The 23,344-nt window shown below is 69.5% G+C and carries 21 protein-coding genes and 1 tRNA gene; 8 read left to right on the forward strand and 14 right to left on the reverse strand.

Annotation, left to right across the window (positions count from 1 at the left end):
• Positions 1-45: 45 nt before the first annotated feature.
• Complete coding sequence (locus ACZZZB_RS03565) at positions 46-549, reverse strand: gluconokinase (RefSeq protein WP_229938709.1); 504 nt, start codon at positions 547-549, stop codon at positions 46-48.
• 266 nt (positions 550-815) lie between these two features.
• On the opposite strand from ACZZZB_RS03565, the gene gndA reads away from it, so the two are divergent.
• Entirely contained in the window at positions 816-2,276 is a 1,461-nt protein-coding gene (gndA, locus tag ACZZZB_RS03570; RefSeq protein ID WP_079001993.1) for an NADP-dependent phosphogluconate dehydrogenase, read from the forward strand.
• 76 nt (positions 2,277-2,352) lie between these two features.
• Here gndA and ACZZZB_RS03575 read toward each other — a convergent pair whose 3' ends face one another.
• The 3 genes from ACZZZB_RS03575 to ACZZZB_RS03585 form a co-directional block, all read right to left on the reverse strand.
• Complete coding sequence (locus ACZZZB_RS03575; protein WP_079705464.1) at positions 2,353-3,330, reverse strand: ribose-phosphate diphosphokinase; 978 nt, start codon at positions 3,328-3,330, stop codon at positions 2,353-2,355.
• 35 nt (positions 3,331-3,365) lie between these two features.
• Positions 3,366-4,847: a bifunctional UDP-N-acetylglucosamine diphosphorylase/glucosamine-1-phosphate N-acetyltransferase GlmU gene (gene glmU, locus ACZZZB_RS03580; RefSeq protein WP_463529017.1), complete on the reverse strand. Its 1,482-nt coding sequence runs from the start codon at positions 4,845-4,847 to the stop codon at positions 3,366-3,368.
• 47 nt (positions 4,848-4,894) lie between these two features.
• A tRNA-Gln gene (locus ACZZZB_RS03585) sits at positions 4,895-4,966 on the reverse strand.
• Positions 4,967-5,079: 113 nt separating this feature from the next.
• Here ACZZZB_RS03585 and ACZZZB_RS03590 point away from each other — a divergent pair.
• Entirely contained in the window at positions 5,080-5,574 is a 495-nt protein-coding gene (locus ACZZZB_RS03590; protein ID WP_064296482.1) for a MarR family winged helix-turn-helix transcriptional regulator, read from the forward strand.
• Between the two features lie 102 nt (positions 5,575-5,676).
• Here the strand turns inward: ACZZZB_RS03590 and ACZZZB_RS03595 are convergent, their stop codons facing one another.
• The 4 genes from ACZZZB_RS03595 to ACZZZB_RS03610 all read right to left on the reverse strand — a co-directional run bounded on the left by ACZZZB_RS03595 (position 5,677) and on the right by ACZZZB_RS03610 (position 10,316).
• Positions 5,677-6,336, reverse strand: coding sequence for a methionine ABC transporter permease (locus ACZZZB_RS03595; protein ID WP_064296483.1), 660 nt, complete (start codon positions 6,334-6,336; stop codon positions 5,677-5,679).
• A 1-nt stretch (position 6,337) separates the two neighbouring features.
• Complete coding sequence (locus ACZZZB_RS03600) at positions 6,338-7,366, reverse strand: methionine ABC transporter ATP-binding protein (protein WP_463529018.1); 1,029 nt, start codon at positions 7,364-7,366, stop codon at positions 6,338-6,340.
• Positions 7,367-7,469: 103 nt separating this feature from the next.
• The gene (locus ACZZZB_RS03605; protein ID WP_463529019.1) at positions 7,470-8,378 is read right to left on the reverse strand and encodes a MetQ/NlpA family ABC transporter substrate-binding protein; all 909 of its coding nucleotides are present in this window, start codon (positions 8,376-8,378) and stop codon (positions 7,470-7,472) included.
• A 138-nt stretch (positions 8,379-8,516) separates the two neighbouring features.
• A complete protein-coding gene (locus ACZZZB_RS03610; RefSeq protein ID WP_194644317.1) occupies positions 8,517-10,316 on the reverse strand; it encodes an ABC-F family ATP-binding cassette domain-containing protein in 1,800 nt (599 codons plus the stop codon).
• A 61-nt stretch (positions 10,317-10,377) separates the two neighbouring features.
• On the opposite strand from ACZZZB_RS03610, the gene ACZZZB_RS03615 reads away from it, so the two are divergent.
• The 3 genes from ACZZZB_RS03615 to ACZZZB_RS03625 all read left to right on the forward strand — a co-directional run bounded on the left by ACZZZB_RS03615 (position 10,378) and on the right by ACZZZB_RS03625 (position 12,964).
• Positions 10,378-11,253, forward strand: a complete 876-nt coding sequence (locus ACZZZB_RS03615; protein ID WP_194644316.1) for a spermidine synthase — start codon at positions 10,378-10,380, stop codon at positions 11,251-11,253.
• Positions 11,254-11,369: 116 nt separating this feature from the next.
• Positions 11,370-11,936: a TetR/AcrR family transcriptional regulator gene (locus tag ACZZZB_RS03620; protein WP_463529020.1), complete on the forward strand. Its 567-nt coding sequence runs from the start codon at positions 11,370-11,372 to the stop codon at positions 11,934-11,936.
• The gene (locus ACZZZB_RS03625; RefSeq protein ID WP_463529021.1) at positions 11,933-12,964 is read left to right on the forward strand and encodes a diacylglycerol/lipid kinase family protein; all 1,032 of its coding nucleotides are present in this window, start codon (positions 11,933-11,935) and stop codon (positions 12,962-12,964) included. Before ACZZZB_RS03620 ends, ACZZZB_RS03625 begins: the two co-directional genes overlap by 4 nt.
• A gap of 69 nt (positions 12,965-13,033) precedes the next feature.
• Here the strand turns inward: ACZZZB_RS03625 and ACZZZB_RS03630 are convergent, their stop codons facing one another.
• The 3 genes from ACZZZB_RS03630 to ACZZZB_RS03640 are packed head-to-tail and all read right to left on the reverse strand — an operon-like array spanning position 13,034 to position 16,193.
• Complete coding sequence (locus ACZZZB_RS03630) at positions 13,034-14,698, reverse strand: FAD-binding oxidoreductase (protein WP_463529022.1); 1,665 nt, start codon at positions 14,696-14,698, stop codon at positions 13,034-13,036.
• Positions 14,695-15,399, reverse strand: coding sequence for a lysophospholipid acyltransferase family protein (locus tag ACZZZB_RS03635; protein WP_079705454.1), 705 nt, complete (start codon positions 15,397-15,399; stop codon positions 14,695-14,697). The genes ACZZZB_RS03630 and ACZZZB_RS03635 overlap by 4 nt, the downstream gene beginning before the upstream one ends.
• Positions 15,396-16,193 (reverse strand): SDR family NAD(P)-dependent oxidoreductase, encoded by a 798-nt coding sequence (locus ACZZZB_RS03640; protein ID WP_463529023.1) that lies wholly within the window; start codon positions 16,191-16,193, stop codon positions 15,396-15,398. The genes ACZZZB_RS03635 and ACZZZB_RS03640 overlap by 4 nt, the downstream gene beginning before the upstream one ends.
• 79 nt (positions 16,194-16,272) lie before the next feature.
• Between ACZZZB_RS03640 and ACZZZB_RS03645 the strand changes: the two genes are divergently transcribed.
• The 3 genes from ACZZZB_RS03645 to ACZZZB_RS03655 are packed head-to-tail and all read left to right on the forward strand — an operon-like array spanning position 16,273 to position 20,352.
• Positions 16,273-17,175, forward strand: coding sequence for a hypothetical protein (locus ACZZZB_RS03645; RefSeq protein WP_463529024.1), 903 nt, complete (start codon positions 16,273-16,275; stop codon positions 17,173-17,175).
• Complete coding sequence (locus ACZZZB_RS03650; protein ID WP_191940738.1) at positions 17,172-19,568, forward strand: SDR family oxidoreductase; 2,397 nt, start codon at positions 17,172-17,174, stop codon at positions 19,566-19,568. Before ACZZZB_RS03645 ends, ACZZZB_RS03650 begins: the two co-directional genes overlap by 4 nt.
• Positions 19,558-20,352 (forward strand): ferritin family protein, encoded by a 795-nt coding sequence (locus ACZZZB_RS03655; protein WP_079705450.1) that lies wholly within the window; start codon positions 19,558-19,560, stop codon positions 20,350-20,352. The genes ACZZZB_RS03650 and ACZZZB_RS03655 overlap by 11 nt, the downstream gene beginning before the upstream one ends.
• A gap of 72 nt (positions 20,353-20,424) precedes the next feature.
• Here ACZZZB_RS03655 and ACZZZB_RS03660 read toward each other — a convergent pair whose 3' ends face one another.
• From ACZZZB_RS03660 to rsmA, 3 genes are read right to left on the reverse strand one after another with little or no spacing between them, the layout of a single operon-like run.
• Positions 20,425-21,363, reverse strand: coding sequence for a 4-(cytidine 5'-diphospho)-2-C-methyl-D-erythritol kinase (locus tag ACZZZB_RS03660; protein ID WP_064296493.1), 939 nt, complete (start codon positions 21,361-21,363; stop codon positions 20,425-20,427).
• A 40-nt stretch (positions 21,364-21,403) separates the two neighbouring features.
• Positions 21,404-22,471, reverse strand: a complete 1,068-nt coding sequence (gene mgrA, locus ACZZZB_RS03665) for an L-glyceraldehyde 3-phosphate reductase (RefSeq protein ID WP_463529025.1) — start codon at positions 22,469-22,471, stop codon at positions 21,404-21,406.
• A gap of 9 nt (positions 22,472-22,480) precedes the next feature.
• The gene (gene rsmA / locus ACZZZB_RS03670) at positions 22,481-23,332 is read right to left on the reverse strand and encodes a 16S rRNA (adenine(1518)-N(6)/adenine(1519)-N(6))-dimethyltransferase RsmA (protein WP_463529026.1); all 852 of its coding nucleotides are present in this window, start codon (positions 23,330-23,332) and stop codon (positions 22,481-22,483) included.
• Positions 23,333-23,344: the final 12 nt, after the last annotated feature.

Below are 23,344 nucleotides of genomic sequence, written 5' to 3' on the forward strand. Positions count from 1 at the left end.
AAGCTGCCACGGGCCGCTTCCCTCGCCGAAGTTCAGTGGGAGAGTCTATCGCACCGCGCTGAGGCCCGCGACCGCCTCGTCCACGATCTCGTCGACGGTGGCATCGACGTCGACGACGAACCCCGGCTCGTCGGCGTCCAGGTCTTCGAGGAGCGCGAACTGCGAGTCGAGGAGCGATGGCGGCATGAAGTGACCGCTCCTGCCCTCCATCCGGCGTCCGAGCACCTCGCGCGAGCCGTGCAGGAGCACGAACCGCACCCCGGGCGCCTCCGCGAGGATCGCCTCCCGGTAGGCCCGCCGGAGTGCGGAGCAGGCCATCACGAGGCCCGTGTCCGAGGCGTCGGCGAGGGCTTTGCCCACGAGGGCCAGCCAGGGCCAGCGGTCGGGGTCCTCGAGCGGGGTTCCGGCGGCCATCTTCCGCACGTTCTCGAGCGGGTGCAGGGCGTCGGCGTCGACGAAGGGCACCCCGAGCCGGTCGGCGATCAGCACTCCGGTCGTGCTCTTCCCTGACCCGGACACGCCCATGACGACGACGAGCGGTGCATTCACACGGAACCCCCTGTGGTCTCCGGCCGACGGCCGGTCGGCCGGCTCGCCCGACCCGCACAGCACGATACCGGACACCCCCGCACGGTCCGCTGGGACCTCACCTGCACGCGAGGTCATTGAGCGGTGGAGCGACACCTCCCTTTGCTACGGTTGCAGGACGGGCCGTGCCCGGATCGACGAGGGTGTCGCCGCTGTCCTGCAGCCGCCCCGTCGACTCCTGAGCACTCGGAACGCTTCCCGCATCACCCACTCTGAAGGAGAACCACATGGTGAACACCGCCGAAGCTCGCGCCAACATCGGCGTCGTCGGTCTGGCCGTCATGGGCAGCAACCTCGCGCGCAACCTGGCGAGCCGCGAGGGCAACACGGTCGCCGTGTACAACCGCTCCCCCGAACGCACCGACCTGCTCGTGAGCGAGCACCCCGAGGCCGGCTTCGTCGCGTCGAAGACCATCGAGGAGTTCGCTGCGTCGCTCTCGAAGCCACGCACCGCGATCATCATGGTGCAGGCGGGCAAGGGCACCGACGCCGTCATCCAGCAGCTCACCGAGGTCTTCGAGCCCGGCGACATCATCGTCGACGGCGGCAATGCACTCTTCACCGACACCATCCGCCGCGAGAAGGCCGTCCGCGAGACCGGCATCAACTTCGTCGGCGCCGGTATCTCCGGCGGCGAGGAGGGCGCCCTCAAGGGACCGTCGATCATGCCGGGCGGCTCCGCCGAAGCGTGGGAGACCCTCGGCCCCATCCTCAAGTCTATCGCCGCGATCGCCGAGGGTGAGCCCTGCGTCACCCACGTCGGCACCGACGGCGCCGGCCACTTCGTCAAGATGATCCACAACGGCATCGAGTACGCGGACATGCAGCTCATCGCCGAGGCCTACGACCTCATCCGTCGCGGCACCGGCAAGTCGCCGGCAGAGATCGCGGAGATCTTCGCCGAGTGGAACCGCGGCACGCTCGAGAGCTACCTGATCGAGATCACCGCCGAGGTCCTCAAGCAGGTCGACGCGAAGACCGGGCAGCCGCTCGTCGACGTCATCCTCGACCAGGCCGGCGCCAAGGGCACCGGCGCGTGGACCGTGCAGACGGCACTCGACCTCGGCATCCCGGTGTCGGGCATCGCAGAGGCCGTGTTCGCCCGTTCGCTGTCGTCGAAGCCGGCGCAGCGCGCAGCGGCCCGCGAACTCGCCGGTCCCTCCGAGGAGTGGACCGTCGCCGACCCCGACCAGTTCGTCGAGGACGTGCGCCAGGCGCTCTACGCGTCGAAGATCATCGCCTACTCGCAGGGCTTCGACGAGATCGTCGCCGGTGCCGAGCAATACGGCTGGGACATCAAGAAGGGCGAGATCGCGAAGATCTGGCGCGGCGGCTGCATCATCCGTGCACAGTTCCTCAACCGCATCACCGAGGCCTACGAGGAGAACCCCGAGCTGGTCGCCCTCGTGACGGCACCCTACTTCAGCGACGCCGTCGCTGAGGCGCAGGACAGCTGGCGCCGCGTGGTCGTCGCAGCCGCTCAGGCCGGCATCCCCTCACCGGCGTTCTCGTCGTCGCTGTCGTACTACGACGGCCTCCGCGCCGAGCGTCTGCCCGCAGCGCTCGTCCAGGGCCAGCGCGACTTCTTCGGCGCGCACACCTACAAGCGCGTCGACCTCGACGGCACGTTCCACACCCTCTGGTCGGGCGACCGCAGCGAGGTCGAGCAGGCGGGCTCGAGCCACTAGCCCACGGCCTGCAGACGCAGAACGCCCGGTCCGAGTTCGGACCGGGCGTTCTGCGTACCAGCGGAGGGTGACGGGATTACGCGGCGCCGTCGAACATGCTCGTCACGGAGCCGTCGTCGAAGACCTCGTGGATCGCGCGGGCGATGAGCGGCGCGATCGAGAGGACGGTCAGCTTGTCGAAACGCTTGGCCTCGTCGACCGGCAGCGTGTCGGTGACGACGACGGAGTCGATAGCGTCGCTCTGCAGGAGTTCGACCGCCGGGTCGGAGAACACCGCGTGGGTGGCCGCGACGACGACGCCGATGGCGCCGGCGTTCTTGAGCGCCTCGGCCGCCTTGACGATCGTGCGTCCGGTGTCGATCAGGTCGTCGACGAGCAGGCAGACCCGGCCCTCGACCTGGCCGACGATCTCGTGGACGCTGACCTGGTTGGGGACCAGCGGGTCGCGGCGCTTGTGGATGATGGCGAGCGGCGCACCGAGCTTGTCGCTCCAGATGTCGGCCACACGGACGCGGCCCATGTCGGGCGAGACGACCGTCAGCGTCGACGCGTCGAGCTTGGCACGGAAGTGCTCGAGGAGGACCGGCATCGCGAAGAGGTGGTCGACGGGACCGTCGAAGAAGCCCTGGATCTGCGCGGCGTGGAGGTCGACCGACATGATGCGGTCGGCACCGGCGGCCTTGAAGAGGTCGGCGACGAGGCGGGCAGAGATCGGCTCGCGTCCGCGACCCTTCTTGTCCTGGCGGGCGTACGGGTAGAACGGGGCGACCACGGTGATGCGCTTGGCGCTCGCCCGCTTGGCCGCGTCGACCATGATGAGCTGCTCCATGAGCCACTCGTTGATCGGAGCGGTGTGCGACTGGATGACGAAGACGTCGGTGCCGCGGATGCTCTCGTCGTACCGGGCATAGATCTCGCCGTTGGCGAAGGTCCTGGCATCGGTGGGGAGGAGCTCGGAGTCGAGCTCCGCCGCGATCGCCTCGGCGAGTTCCGGGTGGGCTCGTCCGGAGACGAGAACCAGCTGCTTCTTGTTGTCCGCCGTGATGCCTGACACAGACCCTGCCTTCTGCCGGAATCCTCCGGCCTCACTCACGAGTCGACGTTACCAGCCGCAGCCGTGTCGTCCGACACGGCATCCACGGTCGGTGCCGCCGAGGCAGCGCCGGCAGCCGTCGCAGCCGCCGTACCCGGGCGCTTCTGCTCGACCCAGCCCTCGACGTTGCGCTGCTGCGCGACCGTCAACGCCAGCGCCCCTGCCGGGACGTCCTTGCGGATGACGGTGCCGGCACCGGAGTATGCGCCGTCGCCGACGCTGACCGGGGCGACGAGCGTGTTGTGCGCGCCGGTGCGGACGTGCGATCCGATGGTCGTGCGGTGCTTGTGCACACCGTCGTAGTTCGAGGTGATCGTGCCGGCACCGACGTTCGACTCGACGCCGATCTCGGTGTCGCCGATGTAGCTGAGGTGCGGGACCTTGCTGCCCTCACCGATCTGCGCGTTCTTCGTCTCCACGAAGGTGCCGATCTTGCCGCGCTCGCCAAGCACCGTGCCGGGTCGCAGGTAGGCGAACGGCCCGACCTCGGCACCGGCACCGATGACCGACAGCGTCGCGTCCGTGCGGCGGACGCGCGCACCAGCGCCGACCTCGGTGTCGATGAGCGTGGTGTCCGGACCGATCGTCGCACCGGACTCGACGACCGTCGCGCCGAGGATCTGCGTCCCGGGAAGCAGGGTGACGTCGGCGTGCAGCCGCGCCTTGATGTCGATCCACGTCGTGGCCGGGTCCTGGACGGTCACGCCGGCGAGCTGCCAGGCGCGCACGAGGAGGGCGTTCAGTTTGGCCGCGGCGGCGCTCAGCTGGGCGCGGTCGTTGATGCCCTCGACCAGCCAGGAGTCGCTCACGGGGAGCGCCGAGACCTCGGAGCCAGCGCGTCGCAGGAGGCCGATGACGTCCGTGAGGTACATCTCCCCCTGGGCGTTGTCGGTGGTGACCTCGGCGAGGGCGTCGCGGAGCTGGCTCACGCCGAAGAGGTAGACCCCGGCGTTGATCTCGTTGACGGCCCGCTCGGCGTCGGTCGCGTCCTTCTGCTCGACGATGTAGTCGAGTGCCCCGGCCTCGGTGCGGATGATGCGTCCGTAGCCGGTCGCGTCGTCGGGCATGGCCGAGAGGATCGTCGCCGCGACGTCGTGGTTGCGGTGGCGTTCGATGAGCGTGGTGAGCGTGGCGGCGTTCAGCAACGGGACGTCGCCGTTGACCACGAGGACGTCGCCGTCGAAGTCGTCGGGCAGTGCCAGGAGCGCCTGCTCCACCGCGCGACCGGTGCCGGGCACCTCGTCCTGGTCGACGATGGTCGCACCCGGGAGCTCCGACTCGATGGCCTCGACGAGGCGGTCGCGCTCGTGGCGGACCACGGCGATGACGTGCCCGGCGTCGAGCGAGCGGGCGGTCGCCAGCACGTGGCCGACGATCGGCACGCCGCCGAGCGGGTGCAGGAGTTTCGGCAGCGCCGACTTCATGCGGGTTCCCTGGCCAGCAGCCAGGATGATGATGGCCAGACGGTCGTCGGTCACGTGTACTCCCCCTCGGTCCGGGCACTCGCCCGGTCGGTGATCGGTCGCTCCGCCACCAGGATTCGAACCTGGACCGAACAGCTCCAAAGGCTGCCGTGCTGCCGTTACACTATGGCGGACCACTCAGCCTGACGGCGGAGCGTGGTCAATTCTGCCATGGATGGACGACCGTCGATTCAGCATCCGGCGCCCGATTCAGGCCGACCGGCTTCCGTGCCTCGATAATGGTGGGATGCCAGCTAGCACCGATGAGGTCGACCGGATCGTCGACGCCTGGAACCGCGAGCGCCCGGACCTCGACTTCTCGCCCCTCCAGATCCTCTCCCGTGTCGCCCGGCTGTCACGCCACCTCGACCGGGCGCGTCGGGCGGCCTTCACGCGGTCGAACCTCGAGCCGTGGGAGTTCGACGTCCTCGCGGCGCTCCGTCGCGCCGGCTCCCCCTACCGACTGAGTCCGAAGGCCCTGCTGCTCCAGACGCTCGTCTCGAGCGGCACGATGACGAACCGCATCGACCGCCTCGTCGAGCGCGGACTCGTCGAACGCCAGGGCGACCCCAACGACGGCCGCGGCATCCTCGTGCAGATGACGAACGCGGGACTCAACACGGTCGACGCGGCCATCACACGCCTCGTCGACGCCGAGGCGGACCTGCTCGACGGGCTGAGCTCGACCGAACAGGCCCGACTGACCGTCCTGCTGCGGAAGCTCAGCCTCGACTTCGACTAGCGGAGCACGCTCGGTCACTGAGCCTGTCGAAGTGCGCCCTTCGACAAGCTCAGGGACCGGGTGGGGTGGCTCAGGGACCGGGTGGGGTGGCTCAGGGACCGATCAGCGGCGGAGGATCTTCCGGGCCAGCCAGTTGCCGAAGAACTGGATGAGCTGCACGAGCAGGATGATGATGATCACCGCGGCCCACGTGACGACCGGCTCGAACTGGCGGAAGCCGTACTGGATCGCGAAGGCACCGAGCCCACCGCCGCCGATGAAGCCCGCGACCGCCGACATGTCGACGATCACCACGAACACGAAGGTGTAGCCGAGGATCAGCGGACCGAGCGCCTCCGGGAGGACGATGCTCAGCAACGTCCGGAGCCGGCTCGCACCCGCGGCACGCGAAGCTTCGATGACGCCGGGCGAGACGGTCAGCAGGTTCTGCTCGACGATCCGGCTGATGCCGAAGGTCGCCGCCAGGGAGATGATGAAGATGAACGCGTTCGCGCCGATGCCGGTGCCGATCACGAGTCGTGAGAGCGGCTGGGCGGCCGCGAGGAAGATGATGAACGGGATCGGCCGGAAGATGTTCACGATCACGTTGAGCACGCCGTAGAGCACCGGGTGCGAGTAGAGGTTGCCGGGCCGCGTCACGTAGAGCCCGGTGCCGACGACGAGTCCGGCGATCCCACCGAAGAGCAGGCTGAAGGAGACGAGGTAGAGGGTCTCGACGGTCGCGTCGCCGAGCTTCGGGAGCAGATCGATCAGTGCGTCCATGTCAGCGCACCTCCGTCACGGTGGCCTGGGATCCGATGGCGGTCAGCGCTCCGTCGATCGTCTGGTCGTCGCCGCGGAGGGCGAGCGTCAGGTGGCCGAATGCACGACCCTGGATGTCGTTGATCCCGCCGTAGACGAGCTCGAAGTCGACGCCCGCCTGCGCGAGCGTGAGGAAGACGCCCGCCTGCGAGGCGTCGCCGTCGCGGAAGGACAGGGTGACGATGCGCCCGACGTGTCGTTCCTTAAGTACCGCCAGCTCGGCCGGCGACGGGACGCCCTTGATGACCGTCGACACGAAGCGCTTGGACGCGGCGTGCTGCGGGTCGGAGAACACCTCGAAGACGTCGCCCCGCTCGATGACCTTGCCGCGCTCCATGACGGCGACCTTCGTCGCGAGCGACTGGATCACCTCCATCTCGTGGGTGATCACGACGATGGTCACGCCGAGGTCGCGGTTCACCTGCTTGAGCAGCGCCAGGACCTCCTGCGTGGTCTCGGGGTCGAGGGCGCTCGTCGCCTCGTCCGCGAGCAGGATCCGGGGCGAGGTCGCGAGCGCGCGAGCGATGCCGACGCGCTGCTTCTGTCCGCCGGAGAGCTGGTCGGGGTAGTTGTCGGCCTTGTCGGACAGCCCGACGAACTTCAGCAGCTCGTCGACCCGGGTGCGGATCTCGGCCCGGGAGCGCCCGGCGACCTCGAGCGGGTACGCGATGTTCTTCCGCACCGACTTGGAGTTGAAGAGGTTGAACTGCTGGAAGATCATCCCGATGCCGAGGCGGAGGTCGCGGAGACCGCGCTCCGAGAGCGTCGTCACCTCGGTACCGTCGACGACGATGCTCCCCGACGTCGCGGGCTCGAGCGCGTTGATGAGGCGGACGAGGGTCGACTTGCCGGCTCCCGAGTAGCCGATGATCCCGAAGACGTCACCGGCCTCGATGTCGAGGTCGACGCCGTCGATCGCGGCGATCGGTGCGGCGCCCTTCTGCGGAGACGGGTACCGCTTCGCGACGTCTCGGAGGCTGACGAGTGGCATGGGGGTGTCCTCGGTGTGTCGGGTGATCAGGAGGCGGTGAAACGACGAAGCGTTCCTGTGGGAGCGGATGACAGCCTCCCACAGGAACGCTCTGAACGTTGGATCAGCCCTTGGCCTTGATGTCCTTCTGGACGGTCTCGAGCGACTTGACGAGGTCCTTGACCGGGGTCTTCAGCGGAACCGCGGTACCGCCGGAGTTCTCCACGACGCCGTCGACGACGGACTTCGTGTCCTGGTAGATCTTCACGAGCTTCGCGTACGTCTCGTTGTCGGCGTCTGCGGCCTTTGCGGCGAAGATGTTGACGTACGGCAGCGCGTTCGGGTCGGACGGGTCGTCCTCGGCGATCGCGTCGGACGCTTTGAGACCGGAGTCGTTGATGAAGTCGTTGTTGATGATCGCGCCGGTGACGTCAGGCAGCGAGGTCGGCGTCAGCGATGCCTCGAGCGAGGTGACGGTGACCTTCGACTTGTCGGCGATGATGTCGTCCGGCGTCGAGAAGATGTTGCCGCCGTCCTTCAGCTCCAGCAGGCCTGCGGACTGCAGGACGAGGAGCGCACGAGCCTGGTTGCTCTCGTCGTTCGGGATGGCGATCGTGTCGCCCTTCTTGATGTCCTTGACGCTGTCGACCTTGGTCGAGTAGAGGCCGAGGGGGTAGATCGCCGTCGAGCCGATCGGCGTGAGGTCCTCACCCGAGGCCTCGTTGTACTGCGCGAGGTAGACGATGTGCTGGAACTGGTTGAGGTCGATCTCGCCCTCGGTGAGCGCCGGGTTCGGCTGCGTGTACTCGCCGAAGTCGATGATGTCGACGACGATGCCCTCCTTCTCGGCGGCCTCCTTGTACGTCTCCCAGTAGGGATCGCTCGCGCCGACGACGCCGATCTTGACGGGGTTCGCCTCGGTGCCCTTGTCTTCAGCGGCGGCGCCTGCGCCTGAGCCGCCGGCGCATCCGGCGAGGAGCGCGATGGCGGGGATGATGGCCAGTCCGGCCAGAAGCTTCTTCGAGAAGGTCATTGCTGTGATTCCTCTTTCGGGTGGTGCGCGCCGGTGGACGCTGATTCGACGGTACGTCGGCCTAGCAGGGATGACGAACCGGTGCGTAACACTTCGGAACAGAGCGACCATCGAGGTGGTCCGGCCGCCGCGAGTGGACTACTCGACGAGCTCGGAGAGCTCCAACCAGCGGACCTCGAGGTCGGCGATCTCGCCGTACATGGCCTGGATCTTCGCGCCGAGCGCGGTGATCCCGGCGAAGTCGTTCTGGTCGTGGACCGCGACCTTCTCGTGCGCCTGCTCGATCTGACCGTTGAGCTTGTGGAGCTTGCGGTCGATCGCCTTGATCTCCTGCTGCGCGTTCCGGAGCTCCGCACCGCTCAGCTTCGGCGTCTTCTTGGTCGGGCCACCGCCGGAGGCCGTCGGGCGGTCGTGCTCCTGCGAGCGGCTGCCGGCCGTCCCGGCGTTGAGCTCCAGGTACTGGTCGATACCGCCGGGCAGGTGCCGGAAGTGGCCGTCCATGATCGCGTACTGCTGGTCGGTCACGCGCTCGAGGAAGTACCGGTCGTGCGAGACGACGAGCAGGGTGCCCGGCCACGAGTCGAGGAGGTCCTCCATGGCGGCGAGCATGTCGGTGTCGAGGTCGTTGGTCGGTTCGTCGAGGACGAGGACGTTCGGCTCGTCGAGGAGGATGAGCAGAAGCTGCAGGCGGCGGCGCTGGCCACCCGAGAGGTCCTTCACCGGCGTCGACAGCTGCGCGCTCGTGAAGCCGAGGCGCTCGAGCAGCTGTCCCGGCGTCATCTCCTTGCCGCCGGCGACGTAGCTCGTGCGCTTGCGCCCGATGACGTCGCTCACGCGGTCCTGCTCGTACTCGGCGAGCTCGTCGAGCTGCTGCGTGAGCGTCGCGACCTGCACGGTCTTGCCGCGCTTGACGCGCCCCTCGGTCGCTTCGACCTCGCCCGTGACGAGCCCGAGGAGGGTGGACTTGCCGGCGCCGTTCACGCCGAGGATGCCGGTGCGCTCGCCCGGGGCGATGCGCCACTCGACGTCCTTGATGACCGTCCGGTCGCCGTAGGACACGGTGACGTCGAGGATGTCGACGACGTCCTTGCCCAGGCGGGCGGTCGCCATGCCGGCCAGCTCGACCGCGTTGCGCACGGGCGGCTCGTCGGCGATGAGCGCGTTGGCGGCCTCGATGCGGAACTTCGGCTTGGCCGTGCGGGCGGGAGCGCCACGGCGCAGCCAGGCGAGCTCCTTCTTCATGAGGTTCTGGCGCTTGGCCTCGGAGACCGCGGCGGAGCGGTCGCGCTCGACGCGCTGCAGGACGTACGCCGCGTACCCACCCTCGAAGGGCTCGACGATGCGGTCGTGCACCTCCCACGTGGCCGTGCAGATGGCGTCGAGGAACCACCGGTCGTGGGTCACGACGAGCAGGCCACCGGAGTTCTTCGACCAGCGACGGTTGAGGTGCTGCGCGAGCCAGGTGATGCCCTCGACGTCGAGGTGGTTCGTGGGCTCGTCGAGGAAGAGGATGTCGTGGTCGCCCACGAGCAGGGCCGCGAGCGCGACCCGGCGGCGCTGACCACCGCTGAGGTCGGCGACGAGGGCGTCCCAGGCGATGTCGGAGGCGAGGCCGGAGATGACGTCGCGGACCTTCGGGTCGCCCGCCCACTCGTGCTCGTCGAAGCCGCCGACGATGGTCTGGCCGACGGTCTTGTCGTGGTCGAGGGTGTCGGACTGGTCGAGTACGCCGACCGTGACGCCGTTGCGCACCGTCACGCGTCCGGAGTCGGGCTCCTTGCGGCCGGCGAGGAGGCCGAGGAGCGTGGACTTGCCGTCGCCGTTGCGGCCGACGATACCGATGCGGTCGCCCTCGTTCACCCCGATCGTGATGCCGTCGAAGACGACCTTGGTCGGGTACTCGAGGTGGAGCGCTTCAGCGCCGAGAAGGTGTGCCATATCCGGTCAACGATACCGGGCCCGGGCGTCGACCACCGCCCGTGCACCGTAGGCTGCACGGGTGCCTCTGTTCTCCCGTTCCCGCCGGCTCCCGTTCGGCCGTCGCGACGCCCGGATCACCCTCCTCGACAAGCGGACGCTGCGCTACGAGCTCAGCGTCGACGACATCCCGCAGTCGGTGGTCTCCCTCGCGGATCCCCGCTTGCTCGAGTACCCCTACATCCGGCACATCGCGCGCGTGATCGACGCCGAGGCCCCGGCGGGCGAGGAGCTCTTCGTCGTCCACCTCGGTGCCGGCGCGCTGACGCTCCCCCGCTACGTCCAGGCGACGCGTCCGGGATCGCCGCAGCTCGTCGTCGAGTTCGAGCCGGAGCTGTACGCCGGGATGCTGGACGCGCTGCCGCTCCCGGACGGCCACCGGGTCGAGGTCCGCTTCGGTGACGCCAGGGCCGTCGCGGACGAGCCGATCGACGAAGCCGCCACCACCGACGCGGACGTCACGGCCTGGCAGGACGCGAAGGTGACCGTCGTCGACCTCTGGGACGCCGCGGTGATCCACCGTCGGGTCGCGAGCCTCGAGTTCTACCGCCGGGTGGCGGCGCGGTCGGCGGACGACGGCGTGATCGCGGTGAACCTCCTCGACGGCAGCCCGTTCGACTACTCGCGACGCCAGGCGGCGACGCTGCGAGCCGTGTTCGCGCACGTCGCCGTCGTCCTCGACTTCGATCCGGTCGACGACGAGGGGCCGCTCGGCAACGTCGTCGTCTTCGCGAGCGACGCACCGCTCGCGGCCGTGACGCACCCGCAGCTCTTCGGCGCTCCCGCCCCTGAGCAGCTGCACGGCGACGCCCTGACGGCCTGGATCGACGGGGCGACGATCATGACCGACGCCGACGGCGAGGACTCCCCCGACCCTGACGACCCTCGCTGGGACTGACGACCACACCGTCACCAGGGCCCTCCCTATGCGCACCCATCCCGTTGCGCTACGGTGGGCGTAGCGCAATGGACCGATCCGACCGGACTCCGGCGTCGCGCGGAGGAGGTTGGTCGGTGCCCGTCTCCCGACGCGTCTCCCGCGCTCAGCAGATGAGCGACCGCATCCTCGACGCAGCGCTCGACCTCATGCGCTCGCGCGGCTCGGTCGCCGTCAACATCGAGGCGGTCGCGGAGACCACCGGCGTGGCGAAGACGACGATCTACCGGCGGTACCGCAACCGCTCCGAGCTGCTCACGGCGGCCGTCGCGCGCGCCATGGAGACCCCGGTCGAGATCCCCGAGAACCTCTCGACCTACGACACCTTCACCTGGCTGCTCCACGAAGCCCGAGCGATGATCGAGGACGTGGTGGGCCGGGGCACGATCGCGTCGATCCTGCTCCAGGACGACCCCGAGTTCTCGACGCTGCTCCGCGACCTCACGAGGAACCGGGCACGCGCACTGTCCAACCTGGTCGACGAACGGATCTCCACCGGCGATCTGAAGCCCGGACTCGACGGCCGCCTCGTCGCGACCCTCCTCCTCGGCGCGGTCCTCGGACAGCTCGTCCGCGGCGCCGACATGGACGACGACTGGGCGGACCAGGTCCTGTCCGTCCTCTGGCCGGCACTGGCCACATGACGCGAGGCAGCACCCCGCCGCACGCTGCGGTGATCTACAACCCGACGCGCATCCAGCTCGAGCGCGTGACGAGGCTCGTCGACGCAGCAGCCGCCGAGGCCGGCTGGGGACCGACCAGCTGGATCCCGACCCGAGAGCGGTCGACCGCGGTCGACCAGGTCGCCGAGGCGCTCGGAGGCGGCGCGTCGCTCGTCATCGCCGCCGGCGGTGACGGGACGGTCCGCGAGGTGGCCGGGGCGATGCGTCACACCCGGACGCCGTTCGCCGTCGTCCCCGTCGGCACCGCGAACCTCTTCGCCCGGAACGCCGGGATCCCGATCGACACGGCCACCGCCGTGCGGGCCGCGTTCGCCGGAGAGGGCCGGAGCGTCGACGTCGGCCTGATCGAGTACCGGAACCCCGACGGCGTCCGGCGCAGCACCCCGTTCCTCGTCATGTCCGGCTTCGGCGTCGACGCGGACATGGTGGCCTACGCCGACCCCATCCTCAAGCGCCGCTTCGGCTGGATCGCCTACGTCGTCCCGATCATCCGCGGGCTCTTCCGCCGCGACCGGCCACGCGTCTCCTGGAAGGAGGACGGCGGACCGATCCGGAGCGGACGGACGCACACGATGTTCGTCGGCAACTGCGGCACCGTCTCGGCGGGCCTCGACGTCCTCCCTGACGCACTCCTGGACGACGGTGTGCTCGATGTCCTGATGGTGCGGTCCCTCGAAGGGTGGGACGGGGTCCGGGTCACGCGCTGGCTGCACCGCGCGAACAATCCCGTCGCCCGGTTCTCCAAGGGCAGACCGACACGGGGCCGCCGCGTGCAGCCGAGTGCCGTCGAGACGGCCGGTTCCGCCGGCGGGGCGCTCCGCTACCTGCGCGTACGACGCATCGACGTGACGGTCTCACCGCCCGCCGAGTTCCAAGCGGACGGCGACGGGATCGGCCTGGTCTCGGCGGCCCGGCTGACCGTCGACCCCGGTGCGCTCATCGTCCGACTACCGGCGACGGCGGCGCGGTCGGGTCGGCTCCGGCCCTGAGCTGCCCTTCGACAGGCTCAGGGACCGGAGGAACCGCTCAGGGCCCGAAGGACCGCTCAGCGACCGGGCTCAGTCCGCGAGGATCTTGCCGGGGTTGAAGTTCGAGCCGGGGTCAGCGCTGTCGAAGAGGCCGCGCATGATCGCGACGCCCTCGGTCGAGATGTCCTGCTCCATCCACGGCGAGTGCTCGACACCGACCGCGTGGTGGTGTGAGAGGGTGCCACCGTGGTCGACGAAGGCCTGCTGGATCGCCGACTTGACCTGCTCGTACTCGCCAATGGGGTCGTCGCCGGTGATGAACGCGAAGGTGAAGTACAGGCACGCGCCGGAGTGGTACGAGTGCGAGAGGTGGCACATGATCCACCCGTGCACCCCGAGCTTGTCGTAGGCGGCGTTGGCAGCGTCGTTCGCGGCGTCGTAGACCTCCTGCAAGCGCGACCAGGGTGCCGCGGTCTCCGAGACGTCGGCCGCGGCTCCACGGTCGAGGAGGAAGTCGCGCAGGTACGGGGTGTCGAACTTCTTCTGGTCGTAGAGGGCGCCGGGGCCCTTGCCGACGCCGATGCCGCCGTGCTTCCGGACGATCGAGCCGACGAGGCCCTTCTCGTACCGCACGTGGGACGCACTGCCCTCGTAGCCGATGAAGGAGAGGCACAGCTGCTCGAGGTCCCAGCCCCTGGCCGTGAGCACCTTCATGAGACCCTTGGTGACCTGCGCCGAGACGCCGGTGCTGGCCTTGCGGGTCGCGAGCGAGAAGCCGCTCTCCCGGGCGTTCGACACCCGGGTGACCGAGGGGCTGGCGTCGCTCTCGGCGATCTCGTGCATCGCCGCGAGCCCGGCCTCCCAGGTGGGGAAGAAGTAGCCGAGGACCTCGCGGACGGCGGGCGTCCGGTGGACCTGCACCGTGACCTCGGTGATGATGCCGAGTCGACCCTCGCTGCCGATGATCATCTCGCGGACGCTCGGTCCGGTCGACGCGCTCGGGACGGGGCGGATCGCCACGATGCCGTTCGGGCGCACCATCCGCAGGCCCTTGGTGATGTCGGCGATGTCGCCGTACTTGTCGGACTGCATGCCCGAGGAGCGGGTCGCGACCCATCCGCCGAGTGTGGAGTGCGTGAAGCTGTCGGGGAAGTGGCCCATCGTCCAGCCCTTGGCACCGAGCTGCTCCTCGATCGAGGGGCCCTGCGCACCGGCCTGGATGGTGGCGAGACCGGAGCCCTCGTCGATCGACAGGACGCGGTCGAGCCGGCCGAGGTCGAGCGAGATGATGACCCGCTCCTCCGTCGGCTGCGGGTCGAGCGAGCCGGCGATGTTGGTGCCGCCGCCGAACGGGATGATCACGGCGTCTGCGGCGACGGCTGCAGCGACGATCGACGCCACCTCGGCCTCGTCAGCCGGATACACGACGAGGTCGGGCGTGCGGGGCAGGTCGTTGGCGCGGATCCGGAGCAGGTCGCGGATGCTCTTGCCGTAGGTGTGGACGACGCGTTCCTGGTCGTCCGTGGTCACGTGACCCTGACCGACGAGCGTCGACAGCTCGGCGATGAACTCCCCGGACGCGCGCGATGCGGGGACGGTGAGCTCGTCGAAGCTGAGGTGTGCCTGCGCCGGCTTCCGGAGGTCGAGACCGACGGCCTGCTTCACGAACGGCGCGAAGTCCGGCTTGTTGCTGTGCTCGAACGCGACCCCTTCGACTCCCCAGCCCCACCACTTCATGTGCTCCACAGACGTCATCCGGCTTCCTTTCGTGGTGTGTCGATCGAAACGTGTGCTCCCGGCTCGACCGAGGCGCGCAGCGCGACGATCTCGGCGACGACGCGGTCCATGAGCTGGACGGGCGTCTCGTTCGGCTGCGGGTGGATCGGTTGCCCGAAGACGACGCGCACCGGCGGTCGTCCCGGGACGGGCCAGTTGCGACCCTTCGGCATGGCGGAGTGGGTGCCGAGGACGGCCACCGGGAGGCAGGGGATGCCCTGGCGGGTGGCGAGTGCCGCGGCACCGGGCTTGAACCGGCCGAGCTCACCCGTCCGTGATCGGCCGCCCTCGGGGAAGATGAGGATCGGGACGCCGCTCTCGAGCAGCTCCCGGGACACGCCTGCACGCTTGCGGTCACCCGAGCGGTCGACCGGGAACGCGTTGAAGAAGAGGGCGGCGAAGATGCGGCGGGCGGGCACGTCGAAGAAGTAGTCGGCCGCGACACCGGCGGCGAGGTAGCGCGAGAGCCGACGCGGCATCGCCCCGACGACGAGTGGTGCATCGAGGTGCGACTGGTGGTTGGCGACGACGATGTACGGCCCGGTGACGCCCGACAGGCGCTCGCGGCCCGTCACCGTCACGCGGGTCAGCGACCAGACGAGCGGCTTCAACAGCAGACGCTGGGCGACGAACCGTGCGTTGGCGTGGAGGGAGGAGGTGAACCGCGGCTCTGCGGTCATCGGCGGGCTCCTGACTGGGCGGCGTTGGCGGCTCGACGGCTCGAGGACATCCGGCCGGAGATCCACCGGATGGACGCACGGGGCGCGAACTTGACGAGGGCCATGAGGGCCTTGAAGCGGAAGCTCGGGATGGAGACGACGACCCCCCTCCCGGCGTCGCGGAGGGCGTCGGCGACGAGCCGGTCCACATCGATCCACAGACCCGACGGGATCGATCGGGTGCTGATGCCGGCGCGATCGTGGAATTCGGTACGGACCCATCCGGGGCAGAGCGCCGTGACGCGGACACCCGAGCCGGCGAGCTCGACCGCGAGCGCCTCGGTGTAGGTGGTGACGAACGCCTTCACCGCCGAGTAGCCGCCGGTGGTGATGTACCCCGCCGTGCTCGAGACGTTGATGATGGTGCCGCGTCCGCGTTCCCGCATGGCGCGGGCCGCGGCGCCCGAAAGCGTGGTGACGCTCCGGCACATGACCTCGATCGCGTTGTCGAGCTCGCTCGTGTCGGGGTCGGTGAGGCGGGCGTGCACGCCGAACCCGGCGTTGTTCACGACCACGTCGATCGGTGACCCCTGATCCTCGATCCGCGCGGCGAGTCTCGCGACGTCGGCGCGGTCCGAGAGGTCGGCACTGATCACCTCGACGGTGCGACCGGTCGCGCGCAGTCGCTCGGCCGATTGCTCGAGCCGCTCGACATCACGGGCGACGAGCACCAGGTCGAAGCCCCGCCCGGCGAGCGCCGTGGCGAACGCGGCACCGATGCCGGACGTCCCACCGGTGACGAGAGCTGTAGCCATGGGGATCAGAATACGCTACGCGTTGCGTATCGTTGCAAGCTACAGTGATGAGGTCGGATCGTCACGGAACGGAGACGCCATGGTGAACCGGGATTCGCCGCGCGGAACAGCACCCGCGGCCCTCGAGGACGCGGAGCAGGAGAGCGCCATGCTGCGGCCTGCCCACGGGTTCAGCGTCCGCGACTACGCGAAGTCCGCCGTCGGCAGTCGTCGCAAGGAGATCGACGCCGCGGCCTTCGCAGAGACGCCGCTGAGTGCTGAGACGGTCGCGCTGCTTCGCGCCCTGTCGGACATCGAGCGCGCGACGATGCAGTACCTCCGCGGGGTGCTCGTCACCCCCACCCACAAGGACGCCAGAGTCACCGCGTTCCTCATCACCTGGGCGTACGAGAAGTACTGGATCACCGACACCCTCGACACCGTGCTCAAGGCGAACGGGACCCCGCGCGACAAGACGCGTTCGACGGGTCTCCGCCGCACCGTCCACGGTGTGCGCGACCGCTTCGCGCCCATCGGCCAGGCCCTCATCGCGAACGTGCTCGGCGAGGACATCATCGCCTGGCACATGACGATCGGGACGATCGACGACCTCATCACCCACGCGGCCTACCGAGCGGTGCGCGAGCGCGAGCGGCACCCGGTGCTCGACCGCCTCGTCGACGAGATCCTCGAGACGAAGGCCAGGCACCTCGAGTTCTTCACCGCTCAGGCGAGTGACCGCCTCGCCGCGTCGCCCCGTGCACAGGGCATCACCCGTCGCCGCATCCGGAACGCCGTGTGGCCCACCGGCTCCGATGCGAACGGCCCCCGACAGACGGCGCGGTTCGCCGCGCTCGTGTTCCGCAGTACCGCCACCTGGAGCGACCCCGCCGTCCTCGGCATCGACGCGTCGATCGACGCGCTGCCCGGTCAGTCGGGCCTCCATCTCGCCGCAAGACTTGCCCGCCGCGGACGCCGCGGCAGCCTCGAGGAGAACCGATGACCGACACCCCCACCCCAGACGCCGAACAGCCCGACGCCCAGGAGCCGGAGGGTCAGCAGCCCGCCACCGCCCCGGATGCCCTCGACGGCGCGCACGTGCTCGTCACCGGCGGCACCGGCTTCCTCGGCCAGGCGGTGCTCGAGCGCCTGCTCGCCGATCACCCCACCACCCGCGTCAGCCTGCTCATCCGGAAGAAGGGGTCGGTCCGCGGGAGCGACCGTCTCCAGACCCTGCTTCGCAAGCCGGTGTTCAAGGCCTGGCGCGAACGCGTCGGCGCCGAAGCCGCTGCTTCGATCGTGGCCGAACGCGTCAGCGTGATCGAGGGTGGCCTCGACGAGATGGCGCTGCCGGCCGACCTCGACGTCGTCATCCACAGCGCGTCGACCGTCTCCTTCGACCCGCCGATCGACGAGGCCTTCGCCACGAACGTCGGCGGCGCCACCACCCTGTACGCGGCGCTCGCGAAGAGCGGCGCGACCCCGCACGTCGTCCACGTCTCCACCGCCTACGTCGGCGGCACGCGGAAGGGCATCCAGCCGGAACGCAGCCTCGCGCACGACGTCGACTGGCGCGTCGAGGCCGAGGCAGCCCGCTCGGCGCGTGTCCGCACCGAGGAGTCGTCCCGTCGTCCGGAGGTCCTGCGCAAGCTCATGCAGACCGCCCGTCGCGAGCACGGCAAGGCCGGCCCCCAGGCCGTCTCGAACGCCGCCGAGGCCGCACGCATCGCCTGGGTCGACGCCCGACTCGTCGCCCACGGCCGCGCCCGCGCCGAGAGCCTCGGCTGGACCGACGTCTACACCTTCACGAAGGCGATGGCCGAGCGGGTCGCCGAAGAGCGCTGGGCCGGCGAGGGCAACCGGCTCTCCGTCGTGCGTCCCTCGATCATCGAGAGCGCGCTCGCGCACCCCTTCCCCGGCTGGATCGACGGCTACAAGGTCGCCGACCCGCTGATCATCGCCTACGGCCGCGGACAGCTGCCCGACTTCCCGGGCCTCCCCGACAGCGTGCTCGACATCATCCCCGTCGACTTCGTCGTCAACGCGATCCTCGCCGCGGCACAGACCCCGCCGGAGCCGGCTGCGGCTCGCTACTTCCACGTGAGCTCCGGCGCCAGCAACCCGCTGCCGTTCCACAAGATGTACGCGAACGTGCACAGCTACTTCACGGAGCACCCGATCCCGGCCGACGCCGGCGACATCAGCGTGCCGACCTGGAACTTCCCCGGCGGGCGCGCGATCGAGCGCTCCATCGACCGGCGGCAGAAGGCGACGACGGCGGCCGGCCGAGTCGTCTCCCACCTGCCGGCGAACGCGACCACCCGCGGGTGGCAGGACCGGATCCGCAAGGCGTCGAGTGACCTCGGCTCGCTCCGCGACTTCACCGGGCTCTACCGCTCCTACGTGCAGAGCGAGATCGTGTTCGACGACCAGCGCACCCGTGCCCTGCACGCCTCACTGACGCCCGAGCAGCAGACGGACCGCGGGTTCGACGTCACGACGATCGACTGGGACGACTACTTCCAGCGCATCCACTTCCCCGCCGTCACGACCCTGACCCGCGCCTTCGCCAACCGCAAGGCGGGCGCCGCGAAGCAGCAGAAGATCCTGCCCGTGCGCGACGACGTCCTCGCGGTGTTCGACCTCGAGGGCACGGTGCTCGCCTGGAACCTCATCGAGCAGTACCTCTGGCTGCGGCTCGCCGCGACCTCACGGTCGCGCTGGCCCATCGAGATCGCCACGCTCGGCGCCTCCATGCCGGGGTACATCGGTGCTGAACTCCGCGACCGCGGTGAGTTCATCCGCACGTTCATGCGCCGCTACGAGGGCGTCGACGTGGCGCAGCTCGAGAAGATCGTCCGGGGCGGCTTCGGCAAGGCCGTCCGGTCCCGCCTCCTCCCCCAGGCGCTCGAACAGATCGCCGCGCACCGGGCGGCCGGTCACCGGACGATCCTCGTCACGGGCACCATCGACCTCATGACGGCTCCGCTCGAGCCGTTCTTCGACGAGGTCGTGGCCGGGGCGATGCACGCCGAGAACGGACGCCTCACGGGCTACCTCGACAGCCCGCCGCTCGTCGACGAAGCGCGCGGCGCCTGGCTCACGCAGTACGCCGAGCAGCACGGCATGGACCTCGCGCACTCCTACGGCTACGGCGACTCCCATGCGGACGCCGCCTGGCTGCAGCTGGTCGGGAACCCGGTCGCCGTCAACCCCGACCACACCCTGTACAAGCTGGCGCAAGCCGGCCGGTGGACGGTGCGAGAATGGGCACGAACCACCGGAGGCGTCCGCTCCGAAGACGAACTGACCCGCGCACCGCGCCCCGCACAGCCGAGAGGAGAGCGGACGGCCGAGGACACGATCCCCGACCGCCCCACCGCACATGGCGTTTGACATCGACAAGTTCACCGAGACGAGTGTCTCGGTGAACTGGAGCGACCTCGACTTCGACGAGTTCAAGACGAACCCGCTCCCCGCTTCCACCCTGCGCAGCCTGCGCTACATGTGCGACATCGAGTACCACACGGTCTGCTATCTGCGCGACATGCTCATGACGCCGTCCCACGAGGACGACGAGGTCGGCGCGTTCATGACGATGTGGAACCGTGAGGAGTTCTGGCACGGGGAGGCGCTCGCCGCCGTCCTCGCCGCCCACGACATCACGGTCGACTTCGACGAGCTCAAGGCGACGCGCCTGAAGCTCGGCTGGAAGGACCGCCTCGACCCCATCAAGCAGTCGATCCTCGGCAACCTCGTTGGCACCGACTTCATCGCGGTGCACATGAGCTGGGGCGCGGCGAACGAGTGGTCCGCGACCGCCGCGTACACCCGCCTCGCGCAGTTGGAGCGGCACCCGGTGCTCTCGGTGCTCCTCAAGCGGATCGCGAAGCAGGAGACGCGTCACGTGGCGTTCTACGCGAGCCAGGCCAAGGCGCGCCTGGAGTCGTCGAAGAGCGCACGTCGACTCACCCGCTTCCTGCTCCGCAAGGTGTGGGGCCCCGTCGGCTCGGGCGTCATGCCCGACTCCGAGGTCACGCACGTCATGGGCCACCTCTTCGGCGACGAGGACGGCCTGGCCGAGGTGCGCCGCATCGACGGGCACATCGCCAAGCTCCCCGGCATGGAGGGGCTCACGATCATCGAGAACTCGCTCCGCGTGCGCGGCGTCGCGGCCTGAACCGCGCCACCTCGCACAGCAGCCCCGGTCGGATCTCCGACCGGGGCTGCTTCGTGTCCTGCGGGCCGCGTCTCAGCTCTGCGAGACGATACGGGCGCCGTGGACCGGTCCGTGGGCACGGATGACCTTCAGCCCGGACGAGGCGAGCGTCACCTGCAGTTCGACGGCGTCGTCGGTGTCGGCAGCCAGGAAGGCGATCGTCGGCCCGGAGCCGGAGACGAGGCTGCCGAGGGCGCCCTGGGAGTCGCCGAACTCGAGCACCTCGCCCAGCACCGGGCGCAGCTGCAGCGCAGCGGCCTGCAGGTCGTTGTAGAGGACCTCGCCGAGAAGGTGGGCATCGCCCGCACGCAACGCCTGGAGCACCGCGGCGTCGACCGTCGGCTGGCGACCGGACGGAGAGATGTCGAGGATGTGCCGCGCCCGGTGGGCGTCGAGCTCCTGGTAGACCTGCGGGGTCGACATGCCGAAGTCGGCGAGGGCGAGCACCCACTCGAACTGCCCCTTGGCCAACGCACTGCTCAGTTGGTCGCCGCGGCCGGTGCCGACAGCGGTGCCGCCGAGCAGAGCGAAGGGCACGTCGGCGCCGAGGCGTGCCGCCAGCGCCAGGAGGTCGTCGCGGCTGCGTTCGGTCCCCCAGAGGGCGTCACAGGCGAGCAGCGTGGCCGCGGCGTCGGCCGAGCCGCCGCCCATCCCGCCGGCGACCGGCACGTGCTTCTCGATCTCGAGCCGGACACCGCCGCGGTACCCGGTCCGTCTCGCGAGGGCCTTCGCGGCGCGGATGGCGAGGTTGCTCGTGTCGGTCGGCACACCCGACACGTCCACCGAGCCGGAGAACGACACACTGAAGTCGTCGGCCGGGTACGCGTGCACGTCCTCGTACAGCGAGATCGCCTGGTACGCGGTCGCGACGTCGTGGTAGCCGTCGTCCATCACTTCGCCGACTTTGAGGAAGACGTTGATCTTCCCCGGTGCTCGCACGTGGACGTGCTTGAGGATGGCCTCGGTGGTCATTGTTCCAAGTTAGTCGATCGAGCAGGCGCCTCAGACCGCGTCACTTGTCGGAGGAGTCCGCCCAGATGTTGACGTCGGCGCCCTCCGCGAGTCGGTCGATCTCCTCGAGCTCCTCGGTCGTGAACGCGGGGCCGTCGAGCGCCGCCAGGTTCTCGTCGAGCTGCTCGGGGCGGGAGGCACCGATGAGGGCGGAGGTGATCGCGGGGTTGTTCAGGACCCAGGCGAGCGACATCTGCGCGAGGGTCTGCCCGCGCTCCGCGGCGATGTCGTTGAGGGACCGGAGGCGGGTCGCCATCTCCTCGCTCACCTGGCGGTCGGGCAGGGAGGGACGGTTCGTCGCACGTTCTGCCGGGCCGTCGCCGAGGTACTTGTCGGTGAGCAGCCCCTGCGCGAGCGGCACGAACGCGATCGCGCCGAGGCCGGTCTCGGTCAGCACCTCGGTGAGGCCGTCCTCGACCCAGCGGTTGAGGATCGAGTACGACGGCTGGTGGATCACGAGCGGCGTGCCGAGCTCGCGAGCGACGGCGTGTGCGGCGGCCGTCCGCTCGGCCGAGTACGACGAGATGCCGACGTACAGGGCTTTGCCGGAGCGCACGATCGCGTCGAGCGCGCCCACGGTCTCCTCGATGGGCGTGACCTCGTCGACCCGGTGCGAGTAGAAGATGTCGACGTAGTCGAGACCCATCCGTTCGAGCGACTCGTCGAGGCTCGCGGTCAGGTACTTCTTCGAACCGAAGTTGCCGTACGGGCCTGGCCAGAAGTCGTAACCGGCCTTCGAGGAGATGATGAGCTCGTTGCGATACGGACCGAAGTCCTCGCGCATCATGCGACCGAAGTTCGTCTCGGCGGAGCCGTAGGGCGGGCCGTAGTTGTTCGCGAGGTCGAAGTGCGTGATGCCGTGGTCGAACGCGTGGCGCAGCAGCGCGCGCTGCCCGTCGAAGGGCCGGTTGTCGCCGAAGTTGTACCAGAGGCCGAGCGAGATGGGCGGGAGGAAGAGCCCCGAGGTGCCGACCTGGCGGTAGTCGTTCCGCGCGTAGCGGTCGTCCGCCGCGGCGTACGGGCGGTGGATGTCGGGGACGTTCAGCGGGAATCGAGCATCAGCGGTCATGCGCCAACGTTATCGTCCCGCGCGCACGATCGACAGGAAGTCGTGGACCGTGAGCTCCTCGCCGCGTGCCGTCGGCTTTACTCCGGCGGCCTCCATCTGCTCCGTCGCGGCCTGGGAGCTGCCGAGGACGCTCCCGAGTGCCTGCCGGAGCATCTTGCGACGCTGCTGGAACGCCGCGTCGATGAGCGCGAAGGTCTTGATGCGCTCCTCCTCGGTGCCGATGACGTCGCTGCGCCGCTCGAATCCGACGAGCACGGAGTCGACATTCGGGATGGGCCAGAACACCTGGCGGCTCACCTGGCCGGCGATGCGCCACGCGCCGTACCAGGCGGCCTTCGCGCTCGGGGCGCCGTAGACCTTGCTCCCCGGGCCGGCGGCGAGCCGGTAGCCGACCTCGGCCTGCACCATGACGACACCGGCCGTCAGCGAGGTGAAGTGCTCCAGGAAGTGCAGGAGGACGGGCACGGAGATGTTGTACGGCAGGTTGGCGACGAGTCGGTTGGGCTGCGCCGGGAGTTCCTCGATGCGCATCGCGTCCTCGTAGACGACCGACAACCGGTCGATCATGCCCGGTGCCATCTCCCCCACCGTGAGCGGCAGCTGCTTGGCGAGCCGACCGTCGATCTCGACGGCGACGACGCTCGCGTCGGCCTCGAGCAGGCCGAGGGTCAGCGAACCGAGTCCAGGGCCGATCTCGACGACGACGTCGCCCGGAGCGACGTGCGCGACCGACACGATCTTGCGGACGGTGTTCGCGTCGATGACGAAGTTCTGACCGAGCTTCTTCGTCGGCGTCACGTCCAGCAGGGTGGCGAGATCTCGGATCTCGGCGGGGCCGAGCAGGGCGACGGAGGCGGTCATCCCTCCAGTATC

This window comes from Plantibacter sp. AC185 (genome assembly GCF_979258065.1).

What these genes read in the sequence shown, in the direction of transcription:
- gndA (WP_079001993.1), top strand. Translation starts at nt 816, where the DNA reads ATGGTGAACACCGCCGAAGCTCGCGCCAACATCGGCGTCGTCGGTCTG.
- ACZZZB_RS03590 (WP_064296482.1), top strand. Translation starts at nt 5,080, where the DNA reads ATGCCAGCTAGCACCGATGAGGTCGACCGGATCGTCGACGCCTGGAAC.
- ACZZZB_RS03595 (WP_064296483.1), bottom strand. Translation starts at nt 6,336, where the DNA reads ATGGACGCACTGATCGATCTGCTCCCGAAGCTCGGCGACGCGACCGTC.
- ACZZZB_RS03600 (WP_463529018.1), bottom strand. Translation starts at nt 7,366, where the DNA reads ATGCCACTCGTCAGCCTCCGAGACGTCGCGAAGCGGTACCCGTCTCCG.
- ACZZZB_RS03605 (WP_463529019.1), bottom strand. Translation starts at nt 8,378, where the DNA reads ATGACCTTCTCGAAGAAGCTTCTGGCCGGACTGGCCATCATCCCCGCC.
- ACZZZB_RS03610 (WP_194644317.1), bottom strand. Translation starts at nt 10,316, where the DNA reads ATGGCACACCTTCTCGGCGCTGAAGCGCTCCACCTCGAGTACCCGACC.
- ACZZZB_RS03625 (WP_463529021.1), top strand. Translation starts at nt 11,933, where the DNA reads ATGACGCGAGGCAGCACCCCGCCGCACGCTGCGGTGATCTACAACCCG.
- ACZZZB_RS03630 (WP_463529022.1), bottom strand. Translation starts at nt 14,698, where the DNA reads ATGACGTCTGTGGAGCACATGAAGTGGTGGGGCTGGGGAGTCGAAGGG.
- ACZZZB_RS03635 (WP_079705454.1), bottom strand. Translation starts at nt 15,399, where the DNA reads ATGACCGCAGAGCCGCGGTTCACCTCCTCCCTCCACGCCAACGCACGG.
- ACZZZB_RS03640 (WP_463529023.1), bottom strand. Translation starts at nt 16,193, where the DNA reads ATGGCTACAGCTCTCGTCACCGGTGGGACGTCCGGCATCGGTGCCGCG.
- ACZZZB_RS03645 (WP_463529024.1), top strand. Translation starts at nt 16,273, where the DNA reads ATGGTGAACCGGGATTCGCCGCGCGGAACAGCACCCGCGGCCCTCGAG.
- ACZZZB_RS03650 (WP_191940738.1), top strand. Translation starts at nt 17,172, where the DNA reads ATGACCGACACCCCCACCCCAGACGCCGAACAGCCCGACGCCCAGGAG.
- ACZZZB_RS03655 (WP_079705450.1), top strand. Translation starts at nt 19,558, where the DNA reads ATGGCGTTTGACATCGACAAGTTCACCGAGACGAGTGTCTCGGTGAAC.
- ACZZZB_RS03660 (WP_064296493.1), bottom strand. Translation starts at nt 21,363, where the DNA reads ATGACCACCGAGGCCATCCTCAAGCACGTCCACGTGCGAGCACCGGGG.
- mgrA (WP_463529025.1), bottom strand. Translation starts at nt 22,471, where the DNA reads ATGACCGCTGATGCTCGATTCCCGCTGAACGTCCCCGACATCCACCGC.
- rsmA (WP_463529026.1), bottom strand. Translation starts at nt 23,332, where the DNA reads ATGACCGCCTCCGTCGCCCTGCTCGGCCCCGCCGAGATCCGAGATCTC.